Genomic DNA, 20,932 nt, shown 5'->3' with positions numbered 1-20,932 from the left:
TATTGATATATTAATTTCATATTGAAAATAAATCAAATATGTGATAGTGTAATAATAAAGATAGACGAATATTAAAGTGTTATTGAGCATGCAGAAGTGAATAGGGTTTCAATGGAGTAAAGAATGTATGAATTGATAAAGCGTAGATATGTGACAACTGTGAAGAGATGAAGGGAGTGATATAATGAATAGATATACATATAAAAATGATTCTGGATTTTTTGATGTAGAAGTACAGACTGAATTAATTGTTGATAGCGAGCTAGAATGGAAAATAACTTACACAGCCATTAAGGGTGGAATCAACCAGGGAGGCTCTCTGAAAATATTAGTGCCGCCTTATCAACATCAACGTACAGAAGAATATTTGCAAGCCTATGATTATTGGAAGCCCAATTATCTTTACGCTATAGGGGAAGATGATGGCATACAAGTTGAAACTCGAATCGAAAAGGTATCTTCAGCTTTTAATCATATTAAAAGATGGCCTGATAGTAATAGAATTGCGATCATTACTTTATTAAATGGCTTAAATGAAGGAGAAAAAATCCATATTGTTTTTGGGGGGATTCATCGACCATGGTTAGAGGGGGATTGTCCTCCTACAAGAGTAGGACAATTAGCTTTTAAAAAAGAGGGGACTTATTTGCATAATAGAGTTTGGATAGATCAGTTAGGCAATGGTAATTATGAAGAGGTTCAAGCATTTCCAAAAATTAAACTTATACCAGATCAGCCTAAAAGTATCTTGTTGAAAGCACCTTCTGTAATTCAGCCAGGGAAAGCTTTTGAAATAGATATTAATGTAGTAGATCGATTTAATAACCCTATCTTTGAGGATGATAATATCGGTCAATGGCAATTAGAAATAGAAGAATTGGAAGGTGAGAAGAAGGGCTTAGTTGAATATAAAGATAAGGTCTATAAAGCTGTAATTAAAGAAGAAGGTTTTTATGAGATCACTGTGAAAAATCATCAAGACTTAAGGGTAGACAAAGCTGTTATGATGTGTAAAAAAAGTGATGAGAAATTATTTTGGGGAGACATTCATATTCATTCCAACCTTACAGCAAATATAAGAGATAATGATGGAGGAGCATCTCCCAAAGTAGGTTATCAGTATGCTAAAGAAGTATCTCATTTAGACTTTATTTGTATGTCAGAACAAACATTTGAATTCAACGAAGATAGAAGTGTGAATATTAATAAAGCAACGTGGAGCAAGATTGGTGAGGAAGCAGATAAATATTATGAAAAAGACAAACTAGTAACATTTCCGGGATTTGAATTTCATAGTCAGAGGGGCGATACCGTCGTATTATTCAAAGAATCTTTAGCAGAATATCCATACCCTGCTGCTGATGTAAAAGATATTCCTGATGTCTGGAATTATTATAGAGATAAAGAGCACTTAACAATTCCTCATTTTCATCGCTACTGTGGTGGACGGATATCTAAAGATCAGCAAGAAAAAAAATATGCTGGTTTTGATATTAGTCATTGGGAATTAAGCAGTGAGAATGAAAGATTAGCAGAGGTATTTTCTAGTCAGTGGGGAAGATTCGAATACGGTGGTCATCCTATGATTTTAAAAGCAAAATCTAATGTTAAAGGAAATACTTTGGTTGATTTTTTGAACAGAGGTAAAAGGTGGGGTATAACAGCTAGCAGTGATGGACACGATGGTAATCCTGGATATGGTGGAGTTACAGCAGTATATGCTAAAGGTCTCAACCGTGAAGAGATATACAGAGGGTTGTGCAGTAGGAAAACAATAGCTTCTACACATCCCAGGATAGTTATAGACTACAGTATTAATGAGTATTCTATAGGAGAAGTAGTATCAGGTGAGAGGAGAAAGACGAAGATTATTAACATAAAAGCTGTGGCACCGAAAGATATTAAGCAAATTGAAATTATAAAAAATGGTGAAGTTCATATAAAGGAAGCTATCGATAAACAATGGGCTAAACTTGAACTCAGGGATAGCGAGGTAATAGAAGAAGATACCTATTATTATGTTCGCTTAACCCAGATAGATGGGCATATTGCTTGGACCAGTCCTATATGGTTTGTATAAGTATAAGGTTCATAGCTTTTGTAACTAGTGGTAGTTAAGGAAGGACTTTGGTATACTGGTCTTATAGGGGTCAAGAAGATCTATATTTGTAATATGAATGACGTAAACGGGAAAAGGCTGCTCAGTTAATTAAAGTGTAGAATGTTTAGGAGGAGGCAAAGGATGACTGATAAGAATATTGAGGTAATTCTGAATCAAGTTAAAGAAGGTAAGGTTGAAGTAGAAGATGCCATGAAATCATTAAAAAACCTACCTTTTGAAGATTTAGGGTATGCTAAAATTGATCATCATAGAGGTTTAAGAAATGGCTACCCAGAAGTTATATACTGTGAAGGTAAAGCCACAGAGCATGTAGTAGGTATTGTTGAAAAAATGATAAATAGAGGCTCTAATGTATTAGCAACTCGAGCAACAAGAGAGGTCTTTGAGGCTGTAAAGAAAATAGCTGATCATGCTGAATATCATGAGCTTGCAAGAATGATCACGATTAAACAGCAAGAAATTGTTGCTAGTCGGCATAAAATACTAGTTATGACAGCTGGAACTTCTGATATTCCTGTATCAGAGGAGGCGGCAATTACTGCTGAAATGCTAGGCAATACTGTGGAAAGATTGTACGATGTTGGGGTAGCAGGAATACATCGCCTACTCTCCAATATAGATAAACTAAATGAAGCAAGTGTCATTGTTACTGTTGCTGGTATGGAAGGCGCTTTGGCCAGCGTAGTGGGTGGATTAGTGGATAAACCTGTTATCGCTGTTCCCACTAGTGTTGGTTATGGAGCTAACTTAGGCGGCATATCTGCGTTACTTACCATGCTCAACAGTTGTGCAAGTGGCATAGGGGTCGTTAATATTGATAATGGATTTGGTGGTGGTTATCTAGCCAGTACTATTAATAGGCAAATTGAGTTAGCTGGAAAAGTGGATTAAAAAATCTATAGAAATAAAAAAGGTATTACTTCCATTGAATGATGCAATGAAGGTAATACCTTAATCGTTATATTAATGTAATTAAACTAACAAAGCTGCTAGAAGACCACCTGTTGCAAAAGCGATGGCAAAACTACCAACCCAAATGGCAACAGCATGTTTCCAGCCTCTTTCCTTAAAGAGTACAAGAGCTGCTGCAATACAAGGTACGAACAATGTAATAACAACTAAGGCTACAACAGTTTGTTCAGGGCTTAATAAACCTTGCTCAGTTAATGTGAATAGACCAGCAGCGCCGAAGTCTCTACGGATAATTCCCATGATAAAAGGCGTCGTTACTTCTTTAGGTAATCTCAATAAGCTAACGACAATTGGTGCTAATGCGTTTTGAATACTTGCTAAAATATTAAAGAACTGAAGTAATGTAATCAATACGGCTCCGATCATGAATAAAGGTGTAGCTTCTGTTAAAAAGTGCCATGATTTTGTCCAAGTCTTTGATAATACATTTCCGATTCGAGGCAATCGAAGTGGTGGAATATCGATTAATAAGTCTGTTGATTCGCCGGGCATTAATTTATTGAGAGCTAAACCAACAACGACAAAAACAGCTATGATAGTCAATACATAAGCCAAGGTTAATTGTGGTGCAAGGCTAGAAGCCATTACGACAATAACTCCTAATTGTGCTGAGCATGGAATAGCTAACGTTAATAACATGGTTGCAATGAAACGTTCTCTTTTGCTACCTAGAATTCTTGTGGTAATAGTAGCCATTGTAACGCAACCAAAGCCTAATATCATAGGAATGACTGCTTTTCCATTAAGACCTATCTTGGTTAATGTTTTATCTAATAAAGCCGCAATTCTAGGTAAGTAGCCGGAGTCTTCTAATAGTGCTAATAAGAAATAGAAACCAACTACTAAAGGTAGTAATAACCCTAGTACGTATGTAGGTACCATGGTTAAGAGACCAGATTCACCGATGAGTAGCTCAAAAAAGAAGCTGCCTTCAGTGAAGAAAGGTCCAATGATAGACATAATAAATTCATAGTACCAAGTTCCCATAATAAGCTCTTCAGTAACGCCAACGATATCTTGAGCGATGAAATCACCTAGAAAGAAATACATGAAAATTAAAGTTGCAAGAAGGATAGGAACACCTGTAACAGGTCTAAGCATCCATTTGCTTAGCTTTTGCTTAAAACTGATATTTAGAGCCATCTCTTTTAGGGTGAGATCAATAACGTTATTAATACGGGTACGCCTTTGAGAATAGATTTTATCACGTAAAGTGCCGCCGTTAACGTTATACTTTGCAATAATTTCTTCGTCTTCCTCAAGAATCATTAATGCTTCTGATGCATGATCAACTGTATTCTCATATTTAGCGAGATAATCTTTTATTCCTACAATTTTATTCCCAGTAGAAGCTTGACCAAGATTTTTCTTTAGTGCCTCGAAGCCTTTCTTTTTAGGAGCAACTGTTGGTATAATAGGTACACCTAAAAGCTCTTCCATTAAGGGAATATCAATAGTTAAACCGTTATGTTCAACCTCATCCATCATATTTAATGCAACAATAACAGGTTTGCCCATATCAATTAATTGTTGTGTTAAGAATAAATCACGATCTAAATGGACAGCATCTACAACATTAAGTATTAAGTCTGCTTGTAAGATAACATCTCTTGCGACTCTTTCTTCATCATTAAAGGAAGAGACGCCGTATACACCTGGTGTATCGATAACTTCGTAGTCATTATATTTACCTTTACTTATGTCAACAGTTGTACCAGGATAGTTGGATACATCTACATAGATACCAGTTAAGGCATTAAAAAATACAGATTTACCTACATTAGGATTACCTGCTAGAACAAGTTTCTTAGCTGCCATATTGTTCACCTATTTATACCCATAGCTTAAGCTAGGTCCTTTCTTTTCGTTTTTTGCAGAACGGTGATCCGTTATTATCTCAACAATGATTTGAGAAGCTAGCTTATGACCTATAGCTATTTCTTGTAAACGGTTCTGTAATATTACTGGACCCTTGTTAATTTTTTCACTACAGCGTATAACAGCACCTTCATAGATGCCTAAACGAATGGCCTGAGCTCGAATAATAGGGTTAGGTAATGAAGTTATTTCAATTGTATCCCCTGCTTTTACTTCGGACAATCTCATGTGACTCACCTCAAAGATTCTATTTTAAAATCATCTATTTTATAGTGTTGGAAACAAATATGTAATATTATAAGACAAAGTATAACCATACTTCCCTGTACATACTTGAAACGTGAGGTTAATCACTTTTCTTGTATGTATGAACTTTAAGACATAATAATGGCATGATAATATTGCTAGTGAAATTATATTACAAGTGATAACATGTGTCAATACCGTTTTGTAATATTATATGTTTAATATGTGTATAATACCACATAGTTTGAATTGCATGGAGAAGGCTAGAAAGTAAAAAAAGAAAAAAAAGAAAAAAAGAAAAAAAGAATGGCTATCGCCATCCTTATTTTACTTCATTTCCAAATTGTACACCAAACTCAAAGGCTTTTTCTAAGTCGCTTTTACTTGGGTTGAATTTAATACGAAGTCCTTCTACAGGAATCTTAAATTTTAATTGTTTTAAACGACCTTCAATATTAGGCACTGCTTCACCACTCCAACCATAGGATCCAAATGCTCCGGAGATTAAACCTTTATTAATAACTGGATTCAGTGATGTGAGAATTCCCCAGATTGGAGGTAACGCATCAGCTACAATAGTAGGTGAACCAAGGAGTAAACCTTTTGCCATATTAATTTCTTTTAGGACATCATCTTGATCTGATGTTACCATATCATAGGTGAGAACATCGTAATCGGAGACAGATTCAATACCTTCTGCTATCCTTTTTGCTAACTTCTCTGTATAGCCATAGGCAGATACATAAGCAATAACGATGCTGCCTTTTTCTCGTTCAATAGTTGTTGCCCATTCTCTATAGAGATCCATATACTTTTTAATATCTTCTCTTAGAACTGGACCATGACCTGGACAAACAGTATCGACTTCTAAATCTTTAATTTTATTAAGGGCTTTCAATACATAAGGTTTAAAAGGTCCCATAATCATATCGAAATAGTATTTGTAAGCATCAAGGAAGTCGCCTTCGATTAAATCATTGAATACACGATCATCACTATAATGACAACCAAAGGAATCGCATGTGATTAGGGTCTTATCTTCCACCACATAGGAGTACATGCTGTCTGGCCAGTGAAGGAATGGAACTAAGTAAAAACGAATTGTTTTGTCGCCTAAACTGATTTCATCACCATCTTTTACAGCCTGAAACTTAAAAGGTTTATTGGTGATATCTTTAAGATAGTTTACTGCTGATGTACTACCAATAACAGTAGCATTAGGACATTTATCTACAATAAATTCAAGGGAACCAGCGTGATCTGGCTCTGTATGGTCCAATATGATATAGTCAATATCCTCATAGCTTGTAACATCCTCAATGCGAGCAAACCAATCATCTTTAAATTTATTTTTGGCTGTTTCAAATAAAGCTGTTTTATCTGATCCTTTAACAATGTAAGAGTTATAAGATGTACCGTATTCTGTATACATAATTATATCAAAAACTCTTAAATCAGGGTCTTGAGCACCTACCCAATAAGTTCCTTTTTTAACCTCTAATGCTTTCATAAATCCACGTCCCTTCCATATTTATAAGAATTGCACAGTAAAGTTATCAATGGTCACTAAAAGAAGATTGATAAATTTAAGACAATTATTAGTCGATAATCATTATTCCCTAACAATAATTTAACACAAAATTTAATTGTCGTCAACTGTTTTTAAGAACTTTGTCCTATTACTTGTTTAAGCCATATATTTTTATTTTTACCCGCAGGGAGAGGTTTTATTAAATAAGATTTTTTCGATCGATAAAAAGTATATTATCTGATATCTAATTGTAGTAAAATAGGAGAATCGTTAAGATTAGGGGTTTCTCAAATTGGAAAAGTTTGATAAAATAAGGATAGTGATTAAGGTCATTGAATGGGAGGTTGGTTTATGAGAGAGAAATTATATAAGTCTAGAAATAATAAAATCATGTTTGGTGTTTGTGGTGGGCTTGGAGAGTACTTAGGTGTAGATCCAAGTATTATTCGAATTATTTTTGTTTTAGCTAGTTTTTTAGATGGTATAGGTATTTTAATCTATTTAGTTATGGCTTTAATCATCCCTTCTAATAATGGGGAATATATTATTGATGTTGAAATCAATAATGGCCATAATGGTGAGAAACGTGGAATAGATCCTAAAAATCGTAATATGTTAGCTGGTTTAGTTTTTATTGTAGCAGGAGCTTACTTCTTACTTGAGATTATTTTCCCGCAATTTTTAGGTTTTGATATTGTTATTTCGGTGGCATTAATTTTACTTGGATGCTATGTTATTATTACTGGTAAGAGGGGGAATTCAAATGAATAAACAAAAAGTGACTAATGGTCTTTTATTAATAATAGTAGGGGTAGTCTTTTTATTGATGAGTTTAGATCTTATCGACTCTCATGTGATTAGTTATGCTATTGATATGTGGCCAGTCATCTTAATTCTCATTGGTATCAATGTAATTTTCAAGAATGAATGGGTTAAATGGGCCAGTATAGTTGCTTATGCTGCTTTAGTATTAGTTGGTTATACAATGTACCCAGATCTTTTTGGATCAGTATCACAGATAATGTCCATATGCTAGTTATTAAATGTCTTACATCTACTAACCATATCAAGTAAATAAAATAAAGAATTATAGGGTACATGATTCAGGTTCATGTACCTTTTTAATCTTATCAAGAAGCTTGTTTGAGAATAATCAATAGATTGCTAAGTAAAGAAGTTATTGAGGAGGAGTGTCTTTAATGCGTGTACTTTATTATGATTGTTTTGCTGGTATTAGTGGAGATATGAACTTAGGAGCTTTACTAGATTTAGGTGTAGATGAAGGACATCTAAGAGAGGCACTAAGTCAGCTTTCAATTAGAGATGAATTTGAATTATCCGTTTCCAAAAGAAATAAGATGGGCATTGAAGGAACAAAAGTTGATGTTATCCTTAAAGAACACCATCACCAAGGAGAACACCACCATCACCATCATCGCCATTTAAAGGACATACGTGAAATTATTAATGGAAGCAAGTTGAGTAATGCTGTTAAGCAAAGAAGTATGGCTATGTTTGTGGAAGTGGCAAAAGCTGAGGCTAAAGTACATGGAAAGACCATGGATGAAATTCATTTTCATGAAGTTGGTGCCGTCGATGCAATTGTTGATATGGTAGGTGCGGCTATATGTTTAGAATATCTACAAGTTGACCGTGTCCTAGCCTCTTCAATAGAGGTAGGTTCAGGTTTTGTGAAGTGTGCCCATGGTACAATACCAGTGCCGGCTCCAGCAACAGTAGAAATCTTAAAGGGGATTCCTATCAACATAGGTGGTATAGACGGCGAAGCCACAACTCCTACAGGTGCAGCCATTTTGAAAGCTAACGTTCATGAGTATTCTGATAAGAAACAATTTCAAATCATGAAGATTGGCTATGGAGTAGGAACCAAAGACTTTGCAATTCCTAATGTACTGAGGGTTTATTTAGCTGAAGATGAAAAAAAATGTGTTGCTGATTATGTTGAAGACCATCAAATCATTCTCGAAGCCAACATCGATGATATGAACCCAGAATGGTACGGTTATATAGAAGAAAAGTTATTTGAGGGAGGAGCATTGGATGTCACCAAGACCAATATTTTAATGAAAAAAGGTCGTCCAGCTGTCAAGTTAAGTGTATTAACCTCAAAGAAACAAGTAGAATTAATTAAGAAGATCTTACTATTAGAAACAACAACCTTAGGTGTACGTCAGTTTGACGTGAAAAAGATCATGCTTAAGCGACAGTTACAAAAGGTAGAAACAAAATTTGGTCCAATTTCCGTTAAACAAGCTATTTTCAATGGAGAAGTCATCAAGCAAAAACCAGAATATGATGAATGTAAGAAGCTAGCCATCAAGTACAATATTCCCATAAGAAAGGTTTATGAAGCCGTAAATAATGGAGGAAAAGATGAATAAGTATAGTCAATTAATTGACCACTTACAAGAGCTAGGCAGTGTTCTCGTTGCTTTTTCTGGAGGTGTAGATAGTACTTTTTTACTAAGAGCTGCAAAGGATGCTCTAGGTGATCAGGTAAAAGCAGTGACAGTGAAATCACCCTATATACCAGGTTGGGAATTAGAGGAATCGAAAAATATGTCTGAGATTATGGGTGTCACTCATGATTTTATTGAAGTGGGTATCATGGATGCTATCAAGGATAATCCAAAAGAACGCTGTTATCTGTGTAAAACCTATATTTTCACTAAGATCAAAGAGAAAGCCATGAAAGAAGGATATAATTATGTCATAGACGGAAGTAATTTTGATGACACAAAAGACTACCGTCCGGGAATGAAGGCTCTTCAAGAGTTAGGTATAAGAAGTCCTTTATTAGAATGTAAATGGACAAAGAATGATATTAGGTCCATGTCCCAATCCTTGGGCTTACCCACATGGAATAAACCTGCCTATGCTTGTCTATTAACACGTTTACCCTTTGGAACAAAGCTGGAAATAGAAGCTATTAAAATGATTGAAGAAGCTGAAAAGGTATTGTTTAGTTATGACTTTAAGGCTGTAAGAGTAAGAAAACATGGTGACTTAGCAAGAATAGAAGTAGATAGCAATAGGATGAGTCAATTATTTGATCAAGAATTAATGAAGAAAATTTCACAAGATATAAAAGCTACTGGTTTTAAATATGTAACATTGGATATGGAAGGTTATAAAATGGGAAGTTTTAATGGTGAACAGCATCTTTAGAGGTGCTGTTTTTTTTGTCTTACAGGAAAATCATATAATTCAATCGATTAATCAAAATCAAATAGTTAATATCAAGGAAACTTTCCTAAGGATACAAATTTCCAAAGGAAGACGACTTTAGCTCTATCAATTATTTGATAGCATGTTACTTTTTAGCTAGGTAGCTGTTTGAAGCAGGATTTCTACATCAGTCTCGTTAGAAGTAAGAGGCGCAAATTTTTGTAGATAGTTTCTAAATTATAGGGGTGATAGAATCTAACTAAGACATAAATGAAAGGAAGGCATAAAGACATGTTTTCAAAAGATGTAACATATGAAGAGCTTATTATTATTTTACAAGAAGCAGGTAAGTTTCAGCCTTATCCATCCATTAAAGAAAGGAAAGAGTGGGAGGGAGTAAACCAGAAAGCAAAGGATTTTGTTATAGAGAATGCTCAGCAATATGTAGGATTTATGCTGCCAGCTATTCAAGCTACGGACATACTCAATTATAGAGTGACGGGTAAAAGAAGTCATTATAATGAACCGGAAGGTTTAAGAAGGACAGCATTAACTCATCTATTATTAGCAGAATGTATTGAAAACCAAGGTACATACTTAAATGATATTATCAACGCAGTCTGGCTTTTATGTGAGCAGACATCATGGGTTCCTCCTGAGCATTACTATTTATATAGAAGACCAGAAAAAGATGGACCTCTTCTTCCGAGACATGATCAAGAAGCCATTGATTTAGCGGCTGGTGAAATTGCTGTCTTGCTAGGATTTACATACCATTTATTAAAAGAAAAGTTGGATGATATATCACCAGTCATCTGTCAAAGAATTTATAGTGAATTAAAGAGAAGAATTATTACGCCTTATATCTATAATCGTCAATGGTGGTGGATGGGTTTTGGAAGTAAAAAAGTGAATAACTGGGCTCCTTGGTGCGCATCTAATTGTATGATGACCATACTGCTTGTGGAAGAAGATATTCACTTAAAAGCTGAAGCTATGTATAAAACCCTCCAGATTATGGATAACTTCCTTAATATCTATGGTGAAGATGGAGGATGTGATGAAGGTCCTACTTATTGGGGAAGGGCAGCTGGATCATTACATGATTGTATAGATATTATTAATAGAGCGACGAAGGGTAAGTTAAATTTTTATTCAAATCAAAAAGTGAAAAGGGTTGGAGAATTCCCTGCTAAAGTGAACATTGTGTCCAACTATTTCTTTAATTTTGCGGATAGTGGACCTTATCTTAATCCTGAATATGAATTGATTTTCCGCTATGGTAAAGATGTGAACAGTATAGAGATGATGAATTTAGGACGTTCTTTATACGATAAGATTGGTATGCGTTGTGCTGCAAATTTTGGCGTACTAAGAGGGCTGCCTTATCTATTCAATATTGATGAAATGATTACCTATGAGCCACAACCATCACTGAACGGTAAGACTTCTATCTTTAAGGATATCCAAGTCCTTGTTACAAGAGAAATGGAGGAGAAAGGTAAGGGGTTCTTTGTAGGTATGAAAGGTGGGTACAATGAGGAGAGTCACAATCATAATGATGTGGGGCATTTCATTGTATCTTATAACGGAGAACCCTTAGTAATAGATGTAGGTGCAAAAAGCTATACAAAGAAAACTTTTGGACCTGATCGCTATACCATATGGAACACACAATCTGCTTATCATAACCTACCTATAATAGGAGGAGTAGAACAAATAAATGGTATAGAATATAGAGCTAAGGATGTTAGCTATTATGATTATGAGGATACAAGCGGTATGACTTTAGACATAGCCGGAGCTTATCCGGATGAAGCTGGTGTAGAAAAGTGGATAAGGCAAGTTCAGTTGGATAGAAAGACTTCTTCAGTAAGTGTTGTAGAAGATTTTAAGCTGAAGAAGGAAGAAGAAATTAGTCTTACATTCATGTTGAAAAATAAACCAGTGCAAAATGAAGGAAGAACCCTTTTATTAGAGGTGGATGGTGGAGATTTAGTGACCCTAGAATATGACGCCCACCTATTTGATATGATCTATGAAAAAATGGATTTAACGGATAACAAACTAATCAACAGTTGGGGGAATACTCTTTATCGGTTACAGTTAATAAGTAAAAGGTCTTTTAAAGAAGAAATCGTATGTTACAGATTTCATATGAACAATTAATTAATGATATTCACCGTCAAGTCAAAAGTATAATCAATTGATCCAAAAGACTTATTAAAATGAAGAACTTGCTAGTAGTCAAATGCAGCAAGTTCTTTTAAAATAACTGATATCACTTTTTTGAAACCATATCAAAAATTTTAAATAAAAGTTATGACACCCCTTGCAAATAGGCAATTTTTACAGTTTTTTTGAATGTAGATTATTCTTATAGATTCTATTATGGATGGAAAGTTGATAAGATGATTTTGACACAAATTAACGAATGCTTATGAAGGGGGATTGGCTTGGAAAGTAAAGTAATCAAGCAAAAATGTGAACTAAAAAAGACAAAGAAGCAATCCATAAAGAGTCTTATGCAAAAATATGGTGGCTATTATTTAATGTTATTACCTATTCTTATTTATTTTATAATTTTCAAATATGGACCTATGTACGGTATCATTATTACTTTTAAAGAATTTTATCCTTTGAAAGGTATCATGGGTAGCGAATGGGTTGGGCTTGAACATTTTAAGACCATGTTTACTGGGTTATATTTTTGGCCTGTATTTAGGAATACGATTATTATCAGTTTTTATAAGTTGATATGGGGTTTCCCAGCACCAATTTTGTTAGCTATAATTATTAATGAAATCAAAGCAGCTAAGTTTAAAAAGGTAGCTCAAACAGTTAGTTATATGCCACATTTCCTATCATGGGTTATTGTGTCAGGGATTGTTATTGAAATGCTTTCTCCAACAAGAGGACCTATTAACTATTTCCTTACCTTATTAGGTCAAGAGCCAATCTACTTTGTTGCTGACCCTAATTGGTTCAGAACTGTTTTGGTAGCTTCTGGTATTTGGCAAGGTGTTGGTTGGGGATCAATTATTTATTTGGCGGCTATCAGTGGTATTGATCCACAACTTTATGAAGCAGCATCTATTGATGGTGCAAGGAGAATTCAAAAGATTACATATATTACTTTACCATCATTGAAACCAGTAGTGGTGATTATGCTGATCTTTGCCTGTGGAGGTATCATTAAAGATAATTTTGAACAAATCTATAACCTTCTCAATCTGAAAGTCTATTCTGTAGGGGACGTTATCTCTACCTATACGTATGAGCAGGGATTAGTCAACTTACAGTACAGTTATTCTACAGCTGTAGGTTTATTTAAGAATATTATTTCTTTTGCTTTGGTTATTACTGCAAACAGTATAGCTAAAAGAGTTTCAGAATATGCCATTTGGTAGAGGGGTGAGGATTATGAGAATTAAAAAGACCTATGACGATTATATCGTTGATTTTATAAGTTATTCCGTTTTAATCATTTTATGTATATCTATTATATTGCCTTTTATGCAGATCATAACCATATCATTAAGTCCACCTGCTCAAGTAACAAGCTATGGTTTGAAGTTATTTCCAAAGGAAATTACATTTGAGGGATATCGTAAAATAGCTAATAATTCATTATTATGGACAGGATATAAAAATACCATTATGGTTACCATTTTAGGAACAGCTATTAATGTATTTTTTACTTGCTTAGGTGCTTATCCATTATCAAAAAAGAACTTACCTGGTAGAAATATGATAACAGCATTTATTGTATTCACCATGTATTTTGGTGGTGGTTTAATTCCAACCTATATGCTGAATAAATCTTTGGGATTAATCAACTCCATGTGGGTGTTTATCTTGCCAGGGTTAGTTGGATCTTATAATATGATTATTACACGAAACTTTTTTATGAGTTTACCAAGTAGTTTAGAAGAATCAGCTAGAGTAGACGGTGCAGGATTATTTCGTATTTTCTTAGTCATTATTTTACCCTTATCAAAACCTATTATTGCTACCATAGCTTTATGGTATGGTGTCGGTCATTGGAACAGTTGGTTCTCAAGCATGCTATACATGACAGACCGGTCTAAGCATTTACTTCAATATGTTTTACGAATGATTCTATTTGAAGGAACCAAGGTGGATGAGGGAGCAGTTGAAATTGATCAAGTTATCGTTAATACAGAAACCATGAAAATGGCTGCATTACTTGTTGCCACAGTACCCATTCTTTGTGTTTACCCATTTATCCAAAAGTATTTTGTAAAAGGTGTTATGGTAGGTTCCCTTAAGGGGTAATATAAACATCAATTTTGGTGGGGGTGATGCATTAAGAATTTACAATTTGAAGTAATTAATATTATGATAGAAAATAGGGAGGTTTTATGATGAAAAAATTGATATCCATTATACTGGTTATTACATTAAGTATATCTTTATTTGCAGGGTGTGCAGAAAAAGAAGATACAAATAGTCAAACAGGTACCCAAACCAGTAACGCTGATAAAACAGTAGAGAATAAAGAAGCAAAAGAAGAACCGATGGTTATTGAGTGGCTTTCTTACAACCCAGAAGCAGAGCCTGAAGAGGGTGCACCTATAGTAGAGTATATAGAAGAAAAGTTTAACGTGGATATGCAAGTCTGGTTCCTACCTCGAGAAGGTTTTGATCAAGCCATTAATGTAAGAATTGCTGGTGGTGATATGCCAGATATCTTTAAACCTAAAAGTGGTAGTTTAGGTAACTACGTTAAGCAAGGGGTGGCTGGAGAAGTACCTAAAGAAACGATTAAAGAATATGCTCCAGAATTATATGCTACATATGAAGAACTTTTCCCGGATGGATCAAACTGGATTCGTACCATGTATGAAGGAAAAAATTATGGGTACCATGAAATTTCCAGTACAGGTAATTTTCCAAGTCTTGTTATGTGGAGAAAAGATTGGTTAGAAAACCTTGGATATGATAAAGCGCCAGTCACAATAGATGAATTTGAAGAGGTGCTTCAAAAATTTGCAGATGAAGATCCAGATGGTAATGGTAAGAAAGATACTTACGGTATGTCTGACTTTGCAATGAATATGGTTTTTGGTGCATATGGTGTTGGACATTTAAGTTCCATGGAATGGTTCGGTACAAATAGATTATTAAAAGACGGTGTACCTACCTTCGCTTGTATACAACCAGAGACAAAGGAAGCGTTAGCTACTTTAGCTGATTGGTATGCAAAAGGTATTATTGATCCTGAATTTGTAACCAGTGAACATACTTCTGGTCATTGGTCTGAATCTCAAGCATTTTATAACGGAAGAATTGGGTTAAGTGGCCGTGCTAATCCAGGTCATTGGTATTCTAATGATAAAGGAGAAGTAGAAAGATTTAAAAATCTCCAAGCTAATAACCCGGATGCAGAAGTATTATTTGGATTACCACCAGTAGGTCCAAATGGTCACTCGGGAACAAATGCTGATGGCCAAGTAGGAGCTACACATATGTTTACAACAAAGGCAACTTCAGACCCAGCAAAAGTACAAAAGATTTTAGAGATTGCAAATGAGCCTATGAAGGACTATGAACACTATTTAATGACATTTAAAGGTATTGAGAACGAACACTATAAGATTGAAAACATCAATGGTTATGATACTTTTGTTGGTTTAATACCAGAAGGTATAGAAGGAAATACATTTGGTTTGGGTGTATTTGTACCAGTTACTAATCCAGATTTCTATGCAAAAGTTAAACCTAAGCAAGTAGAAGAAGCAGTCCAATTAACTGCAGGTCGTACAGAAGGTTATATTCAGCCTAAAGTACCTTCAACAGATGCTTACTCCAAGTATGCGCCTGACTTAAGAAGAATAGCAGCTGAAGCATTTATTTCTATTGTAACAGGAGAAAAACCAATTGATTATTTTGATGAGTTTGTTGAAACCTATTTAGCTAATGGTGGTCAAGAAACATTAGATGAAATGCAAACAGCATATAAATCTGCTATGGGTATGGAATAATTGGAATAAGATTAGGGGCGGTTATGAATCGTCCCTTTTTTCATATAAATTAAGTGCTCATTAATAGATTAAAGATCATAAAAATACAAAATTTTAATATGGCTTTTATTGATAACCATCTGCTATAATGGGGTTGTGGGAATGAATAATATGACAAATAATGTCATATTAAGGGGATGAAGGTATGAAAAAATATAAGCTTAAATTGATTATATACAATGTGAATATTATATTTTTTATTTTGCTTATTTTTACTATTGTACAGAATAATAAGGCTTTTCAGCGCTATAAAGAATTAAACATAAAAGAGTATGTTGGAGAGATATACCAAGTACGTGCCAATATAGATCAGCAAATCCTTACTCAAGTTGAAGGGTTATCCACTCGTATTCTTAATGATGAGGAGATTAAAGGCAGTATTTATAATCCTGATTATCTATGGAGCAATGTGAAAATATATCGAATGAAGGAACGGATGATTAATCTTATTGATACATATGAACATATTTCAGGTTTAGATATTTATTATAATCAACAGAATATGATTTTTCTGTCAGGATCTTATAAGAAATTATCCGATCATACAAGTGCAGCAAAGCCTTATGTTGATTGGATTTATGATATAGAAAATTACGACAAGGCAGAATATTGGATAGCTACGAGATATTATGAACCCTTGGACAGAGAGGTGGCTACTTTTGTAGCGACTTTACCCTTCATACCATCAATTAATCGAGGGAAAATAGCTATACATCTCAACACAGAGTATATTGTGGCATATGCTAATGAATTGATTGTAAAAGAGGAAAGTCACCTATCCATAGTGAACAAAGACGGTGTAAAAATTGAAGGAAATATTAATAGTAATGTAATTGAACAATTACTAAGTAAAAATAAAGAAGATGTCAACTACTTTATTTATAAAGATGATATAGATCGTATAATCTTTTTTGATGAAAGTCTTATGAATGATTGGATTTATGTCTATGATATACCTTTGAAAAATGTTTATAATAGCCAAAAGTTTATACTAGAAAACATAGGAGTAGCAATAGTATTTATTTTATTGAGCATAGGGGTGTCTATAGCGATTAATTTATTCATCTATGGTCCAATTAATCAAATTTTTTCTATTATAAAGAGATTACCTACTGATAATGAGTATCAGACAATGAGAAGTGAGGCGGGTTATGTGAAAGATAAGCTTTCCTATACTCTAGAAAGATTTGAAAAGTTGGAAAAAGAGATGGAGCAAAATAAGCAAATTATCTTCAATAACTATATAAGAAATATAATGGAGGGGAATATGCTTGTTGAGGACATCAATGAGAAGGGGTTTGATCCTATATACATGGAATATTCCCAATATTTTGTAATGGTCATCAAACTAAAAATGGAAACTGAGAACAATAGGATCAATCATCATTTAAATCGTATTAGAGATCAACTTATATTAGAGGATAAATATTATAAAGTCTTTACTTTAATTGAAAATAAAACAATTAAGTGTATCGTTAATTTTAATAAGGAAAAGATGAAGAAGTCCACAATTATAAAGAAAATTACTATTCATTTACAAAACCATGAATCTCTGAGTATAGGACAAGAGGCAACAAGTGATAAAGATGATATAGCTGCTTCCTATTATCAAGCTTTGGAAGGGTTGGAGTATGCTTATATCATGCCAGATCTCGTATTTCTTGATTATGAGATGGAAGGATTCCAGAATTTTAAATTGACGGGGAGTCGAGAATTTATTATAGGTAACATAGAGAAATCCATCTTATTAAAGGACAAAATAGCTGTACAAAAGGAGCTAACACATATTATTCAAGCCATTCGTTATGGGAGATATCACCATAACTATTGTTTGAATACATGCCGCGAAGTTTGTTCTACTATTAGAAGGGCCTTTAAGATACTAGGATGTGAGCTGGATGAGTTGTTAGGATATGATATAAGAAATTGTGTCAAGAAAAGTAGTGATATCTATGAATTAGAAGAAATTCTAAAGGCGATTATTGAAGAAGGCTTGAGAACAGTTGAAAATAAAGTAAAAACTCCAGATAATCAGTTAAAACAAGATATCATTCATATTATTGATAACAACTTATGCAATAATGTATCTCTTCAATTAATAGCGGACTTATTGGAAATACGTTATGATACATTAAGTAAGAATTTTAAGAGTATTATAGGGTGTTCTTTTTCACAGTACATTAGAGAAGAGAAGTTAAATAAATCCATTGAACTTTTACAAGATAATAAATATACCATTAAAGAAATATCCAATATGTTAGGCTATAATTCTACTCAATATTTTATTCAACTTTTCAAAGAAAAGTATGATATGACACCGAAAAAATACCAACAATTGAAGTTATTAAACACGCAAGATGATGAAGATTAAGCTATTAAGTCAGTATGACTTGGTAGTTCATGTCATTTTATAATAAAGTACTTGTGTTATTAGTGAATGTATGATATAATCTTAAGCTGTGTAATAACACAATCCTTGCTCTTATGATTGTTAAGGGCCAAAGTCCAAAAGGAGGTGCAAAGACTATGAACAAATACGAAATCGCATTAGTATTAAACGCTAAAATCGACGACGAAGAAAGAGCAGCTACTCTTGAAAAAGTTAAAGGCTATATTGATCGTTTCGGCGGTACTATTACAAATATCGATGAATGGGGTAAAAGAAGACTTGCTTACGAAATCGATAAAATGAACGAAGGTTTCTATTACTTCTTTAAAGTTGACGCTCCAGCTGACGCTCCAGCTGAAATCGAAAGAAGACTACGTATCATGGAGCCAGTTATGCGTTTCTTAGTAATTAGAGAAGAAGCTTAAGCAGTTTAAAGAAAGTGGGGTATCAGTATGAATAAAGTTATTTTAATGGGTAGACTAACTCGTGACCCTGAGATTCGCTATTCGCAATCAGCTGAACCACTAGCAATTACTCGATATTCATTGGCAGTAAACAGACAATTCAAACGTGATGGTGAACCAGATGCAGACTTTATTAATGTTGTAGCATTTGGAAAAAGAGGTGAATTTGCTTCTAAGTATTTCAAAAAGGGGCAAATGGTAGCCGTAGTTGGTCAACTTCGTATCAATAGTTATGAAGACCAAAACGGACAAAAAAAATGGAGCACAGATGTTGTTGTTGATGAGCAACATTTTGCTGAAAGTCGAGCTTCTTTCGAATCTCGTACTGGTAACATGGGTGGTGGCATGATGCCACAAGGTAGTCCAGCAATGGGAGCACCTGCACCACAACCAGCAGCACCAGCTCAAAACCAACCAGCTACTCCAGCACCAGCAGAAGGTTTTTATCCAATTAATGAAGACCTTGATGATGATTTACCATTCTAATGAATGTCAAAAAAGATATTTGTAAGAGGAGGTCAACAAAATGGCATATCAAAGAAAACGTCGCGGTAGAAGAAAACGCGTATGCAGCTTCTGCGCAGATAATGTAAAAGTAATCGATTATAAAGATATGAATAAATTAAGAAGATATGTTTCTGAAAGAGGTAAAATTTTACCTCGAAGAATTAATGGTAATTGTTCTAAGCATCAACGTGCGATCACAATTGCTGTTAAGAGAGCTAGACATATCGCTTTAATGCCTTATACACTAGACTAAGGTTAAACGGGACTCCATTATGGGGTCCTTTTTTAACACCTAATTATCTCTTTGTGTGAAGATTGACAAATACGTATATAAGAGTATACTTGAATTAAATGAAGAGGTATGCATTATAATAACCAATATAAGATATTTTGTATGAATTACTACGGTCTGCATTGTTGACAAAATACATAACAAGAGGAGATATAATGAAGAAAGATTCCATCTATTTAGAGTTATTCACTTCTTTTTTTAAAATTGGAAGCATGGCAATTGGTGGTGGCTATGTCATGTTACCCATGATACAGAGAGAAGTTGTAGAAATTAAAAAATGGTGTTCAGAGGATGAAGTGTACGATTTCTATACTCTAGGTCAATCTTTACCTGGAATGATATCGGTTAATACTGCAACACTTATTGGATACCAAATGAAAGGTTTACCTGGTGCTATAGCCGCTACTGCAGGAATGATTATGCCATCCTTGGTCATTATCATGTTTATAGCCGCATTTTTCACCCATATACAAGAAAATCCAGTCATTCAGAGAGCTTTTAAAGGTATAAGAGCGGCGGTTGTTGCCACGATTGCTATGGCAGTTATTAATATGGCTAAGAAATCCATTGTGAATATGTTTGGCATTCTATTAGCTACTGCTTCTTTCATTTGCTTTTTCTTTTTAAGAATCTCTCCTTTTTATATTGTAATAGGAGCAGGAATAATGGGAATTATCTATGCTGCTATAGAAAGGAGAAGAGAGCATGAGCACAATAATTGATCTCGTTATTTTATTTACTAATTTCTTTTATATAGGAGCCTTTAGTTTTGGAGGCGGGAATGCCATGATTCCTTTTATAGAGGATGTGGTTAGATCCAATGGTTGGATGACTAGCGGTCAATTTGCTGATATGATTGCCATATCTCAAATTACTCCTGGCCCTATAGCTATTAACATGGCTACGTATGTGGGATTTAACGTTGCTGGACCAATTGGTTCAGTTGTTGCAACATTAGCAGTTAGCTGTCCAGCTTTTATCTTGATTCTTATCATCATGCGATTTATCTTGGAGAAATTTAATAATAGCTTCTATGTCAAAGCTGTTTTTATAGGCTTACGTCCTGCAGTTGTTGGGTTAATTGCAGTAGCGGTTTTGAATGTAGCCACTATTGCATTATATAATAAAGAAATTTACAACCAGACATCCTCAGTAGTTCAGAGTATTAATTATTTAGGCGTTTTTATTACTATTGCTAGTTTTATTGCCATGTATAAATGGAGAATTCATCCCATAAAATGTATTCTAGTGGCAGGTATATTTGGAGCATTGTTTATGAATTAGAGCGGATATAG

The 20,932-nt window shown here is 34.2% G+C and carries 19 protein-coding genes; 16 read left to right on the top strand and 3 right to left on the bottom strand.

From position 1 onward, the window contains the following. Positions 1-184: 184 nt before the first annotated feature. Positions 185-2,080: a DUF3604 domain-containing protein gene (locus C1Y58_RS20525; RefSeq protein ID WP_105618314.1), complete on the top strand. Its 1,896-nt coding sequence runs from the start codon at positions 185-187 to the stop codon at positions 2,078-2,080. Positions 2,081-2,242: 162 nt separating this feature from the next. Continuing rightward, complete coding sequence (gene larB / locus C1Y58_RS20520; RefSeq protein WP_105618312.1) at positions 2,243-3,013, top strand: nickel pincer cofactor biosynthesis protein LarB; 771 nt, start codon at positions 2,243-2,245, stop codon at positions 3,011-3,013. 81 nt (positions 3,014-3,094) lie between these two features. Here the strand turns inward: larB and feoB are convergent, their stop codons facing one another. The 3 genes from feoB to C1Y58_RS20505 form a co-directional block, all read right to left on the bottom strand. Further along, complete coding sequence (gene feoB / locus C1Y58_RS20515) at positions 3,095-4,912, bottom strand: ferrous iron transport protein B (protein ID WP_105618310.1); 1,818 nt, start codon at positions 4,910-4,912, stop codon at positions 3,095-3,097. A gap of 9 nt (positions 4,913-4,921) precedes the next feature. Beyond that, positions 4,922-5,200, bottom strand: coding sequence for a FeoA family protein (locus C1Y58_RS20510; protein ID WP_105618307.1), 279 nt, complete (start codon positions 5,198-5,200; stop codon positions 4,922-4,924). A gap of 340 nt (positions 5,201-5,540) precedes the next feature. Continuing rightward, complete coding sequence (locus tag C1Y58_RS20505) at positions 5,541-6,728, bottom strand: FprA family A-type flavoprotein (RefSeq protein WP_105618305.1); 1,188 nt, start codon at positions 6,726-6,728, stop codon at positions 5,541-5,543. 372 nt (positions 6,729-7,100) lie between these two features. Between C1Y58_RS20505 and C1Y58_RS20500 the strand changes: the two genes are divergently transcribed. From C1Y58_RS20500 to C1Y58_RS20435, 14 genes are all read left to right on the top strand, one after another. Continuing rightward, entirely contained in the window at positions 7,101-7,520 is a 420-nt protein-coding gene (locus C1Y58_RS20500; RefSeq protein WP_157950219.1) for a PspC domain-containing protein, read from the top strand. Beyond that, positions 7,513-7,785: a LiaF transmembrane domain-containing protein gene (locus tag C1Y58_RS20495; RefSeq protein WP_105618301.1), complete on the top strand. Its 273-nt coding sequence runs from the start codon at positions 7,513-7,515 to the stop codon at positions 7,783-7,785. Before C1Y58_RS20500 ends, C1Y58_RS20495 begins: the two co-directional genes overlap by 8 nt. 163 nt (positions 7,786-7,948) lie before the next feature. Further along, a complete protein-coding gene (larC, locus tag C1Y58_RS20490; RefSeq protein ID WP_105618299.1) occupies positions 7,949-9,151 on the top strand; it encodes a nickel pincer cofactor biosynthesis protein LarC in 1,203 nt (400 codons plus the stop codon). After that, a complete protein-coding gene (larE, locus tag C1Y58_RS20485) occupies positions 9,144-9,938 on the top strand; it encodes an ATP-dependent sacrificial sulfur transferase LarE (RefSeq protein ID WP_105618297.1) in 795 nt (264 codons plus the stop codon). Before larC ends, larE begins: the two co-directional genes overlap by 8 nt. A 291-nt stretch (positions 9,939-10,229) precedes the next feature. Further along, the gene (locus C1Y58_RS20480) at positions 10,230-12,107 is read left to right on the top strand and encodes a heparinase II/III domain-containing protein (protein ID WP_170311651.1); all 1,878 of its coding nucleotides are present in this window, start codon (positions 10,230-10,232) and stop codon (positions 12,105-12,107) included. A gap of 287 nt (positions 12,108-12,394) precedes the next feature. After that, entirely contained in the window at positions 12,395-13,348 is a 954-nt protein-coding gene (locus C1Y58_RS20475) for an ABC transporter permease (protein WP_242985447.1), read from the top strand. Between the two features lie 13 nt (positions 13,349-13,361). Next, on the top strand, positions 13,362-14,237 hold the full coding sequence (locus C1Y58_RS20470) for a carbohydrate ABC transporter permease (protein ID WP_105618292.1): 876 nt from the start codon (positions 13,362-13,364) through the stop codon (positions 14,235-14,237). 89 nt (positions 14,238-14,326) lie between these two features. Beyond that, positions 14,327-15,946 carry an extracellular solute-binding protein gene (locus C1Y58_RS20465; protein ID WP_157950218.1) on the top strand — a complete coding sequence of 540 codons (1,620 nt, stop codon included), beginning with the start codon at positions 14,327-14,329 and terminating at the stop codon, positions 15,944-15,946. 184 nt (positions 15,947-16,130) lie between these two features. Further along, positions 16,131-18,356 (top strand): helix-turn-helix transcriptional regulator, encoded by a 2,226-nt coding sequence (locus C1Y58_RS20460; protein ID WP_105618289.1) that lies wholly within the window; start codon positions 16,131-16,133, stop codon positions 18,354-18,356. Positions 18,357-18,511: 155 nt separating this feature from the next. Then, positions 18,512-18,799, top strand: a complete 288-nt coding sequence (gene rpsF / locus C1Y58_RS20455; protein WP_105618287.1) for a 30S ribosomal protein S6 — start codon at positions 18,512-18,514, stop codon at positions 18,797-18,799. A gap of 27 nt (positions 18,800-18,826) precedes the next feature. After that, the gene (locus C1Y58_RS20450; protein WP_105618285.1) at positions 18,827-19,324 is read left to right on the top strand and encodes a single-stranded DNA-binding protein; all 498 of its coding nucleotides are present in this window, start codon (positions 18,827-18,829) and stop codon (positions 19,322-19,324) included. A 40-nt stretch (positions 19,325-19,364) separates the two neighbouring features. After that, complete coding sequence (gene rpsR, locus C1Y58_RS20445) at positions 19,365-19,598, top strand: 30S ribosomal protein S18 (protein WP_105618284.1); 234 nt, start codon at positions 19,365-19,367, stop codon at positions 19,596-19,598. Positions 19,599-19,792: 194 nt separating this feature from the next. Next, positions 19,793-20,359 carry a chromate transporter gene (locus C1Y58_RS20440; RefSeq protein WP_105618282.1) on the top strand — a complete coding sequence of 189 codons (567 nt, stop codon included), beginning with the start codon at positions 19,793-19,795 and terminating at the stop codon, positions 20,357-20,359. Then, a complete protein-coding gene (locus tag C1Y58_RS20435) occupies positions 20,343-20,921 on the top strand; it encodes a chromate transporter (RefSeq protein WP_105618280.1) in 579 nt (192 codons plus the stop codon). The genes C1Y58_RS20440 and C1Y58_RS20435 overlap by 17 nt, the downstream gene beginning before the upstream one ends. Positions 20,922-20,932 lie beyond the last annotated feature (11 nt).

This window comes from Vallitalea okinawensis (assembly GCF_002964605.1).
Lineage (GTDB): Bacteria > Bacillota > Clostridia > Lachnospirales > PQDH01 > Vallitalea_A > Vallitalea_A okinawensis.
The sequence above is the reverse complement of the archived record's forward strand: the minus strand, read 5'-3'. Positions and strand labels throughout refer to the sequence as shown.

What these genes read in the sequence shown, in the direction of transcription:
- larB (WP_105618312.1), top strand. Translation starts at nt 2,243, where the DNA reads ATGACTGATAAGAATATTGAGGTAATTCTGAATCAAGTTAAAGAAGGT.
- rpsF (WP_105618287.1), top strand. Translation starts at nt 18,512, where the DNA reads ATGAACAAATACGAAATCGCATTAGTATTAAACGCTAAAATCGACGAC.
- larE (WP_105618297.1), top strand. Translation starts at nt 9,144, where the DNA reads ATGAATAAGTATAGTCAATTAATTGACCACTTACAAGAGCTAGGCAGT.
- C1Y58_RS20440 (WP_105618282.1), top strand. Translation starts at nt 19,793, where the DNA reads ATGAAGAAAGATTCCATCTATTTAGAGTTATTCACTTCTTTTTTTAAA.
- C1Y58_RS20470 (WP_105618292.1), top strand. Translation starts at nt 13,362, where the DNA reads ATGAGAATTAAAAAGACCTATGACGATTATATCGTTGATTTTATAAGT.
- C1Y58_RS20500 (WP_157950219.1), top strand. Translation starts at nt 7,101, where the DNA reads ATGAGAGAGAAATTATATAAGTCTAGAAATAATAAAATCATGTTTGGT.
- C1Y58_RS20505 (WP_105618305.1), bottom strand. Translation starts at nt 6,728, where the DNA reads ATGAAAGCATTAGAGGTTAAAAAAGGAACTTATTGGGTAGGTGCTCAA.
- C1Y58_RS20465 (WP_157950218.1), top strand. Translation starts at nt 14,327, where the DNA reads ATGAAAAAATTGATATCCATTATACTGGTTATTACATTAAGTATATCT.
- larC (WP_105618299.1), top strand. Translation starts at nt 7,949, where the DNA reads ATGCGTGTACTTTATTATGATTGTTTTGCTGGTATTAGTGGAGATATG.
- feoB (WP_105618310.1), bottom strand. Translation starts at nt 4,912, where the DNA reads ATGGCAGCTAAGAAACTTGTTCTAGCAGGTAATCCTAATGTAGGTAAA.
- rpsR (WP_105618284.1), top strand. Translation starts at nt 19,365, where the DNA reads ATGGCATATCAAAGAAAACGTCGCGGTAGAAGAAAACGCGTATGCAGC.
- C1Y58_RS20525 (WP_105618314.1), top strand. Translation starts at nt 185, where the DNA reads ATGAATAGATATACATATAAAAATGATTCTGGATTTTTTGATGTAGAA.
- C1Y58_RS20435 (WP_105618280.1), top strand. Translation starts at nt 20,343, where the DNA reads ATGAGCACAATAATTGATCTCGTTATTTTATTTACTAATTTCTTTTAT.
- C1Y58_RS20460 (WP_105618289.1), top strand. Translation starts at nt 16,131, where the DNA reads ATGAAAAAATATAAGCTTAAATTGATTATATACAATGTGAATATTATA.
- C1Y58_RS20510 (WP_105618307.1), bottom strand. Translation starts at nt 5,200, where the DNA reads ATGAGATTGTCCGAAGTAAAAGCAGGGGATACAATTGAAATAACTTCA.
- C1Y58_RS20495 (WP_105618301.1), top strand. Translation starts at nt 7,513, where the DNA reads ATGAATAAACAAAAAGTGACTAATGGTCTTTTATTAATAATAGTAGGG.
- C1Y58_RS20450 (WP_105618285.1), top strand. Translation starts at nt 18,827, where the DNA reads ATGAATAAAGTTATTTTAATGGGTAGACTAACTCGTGACCCTGAGATT.
- C1Y58_RS20480 (WP_170311651.1), top strand. Translation starts at nt 10,230, where the DNA reads ATGTTTTCAAAAGATGTAACATATGAAGAGCTTATTATTATTTTACAA.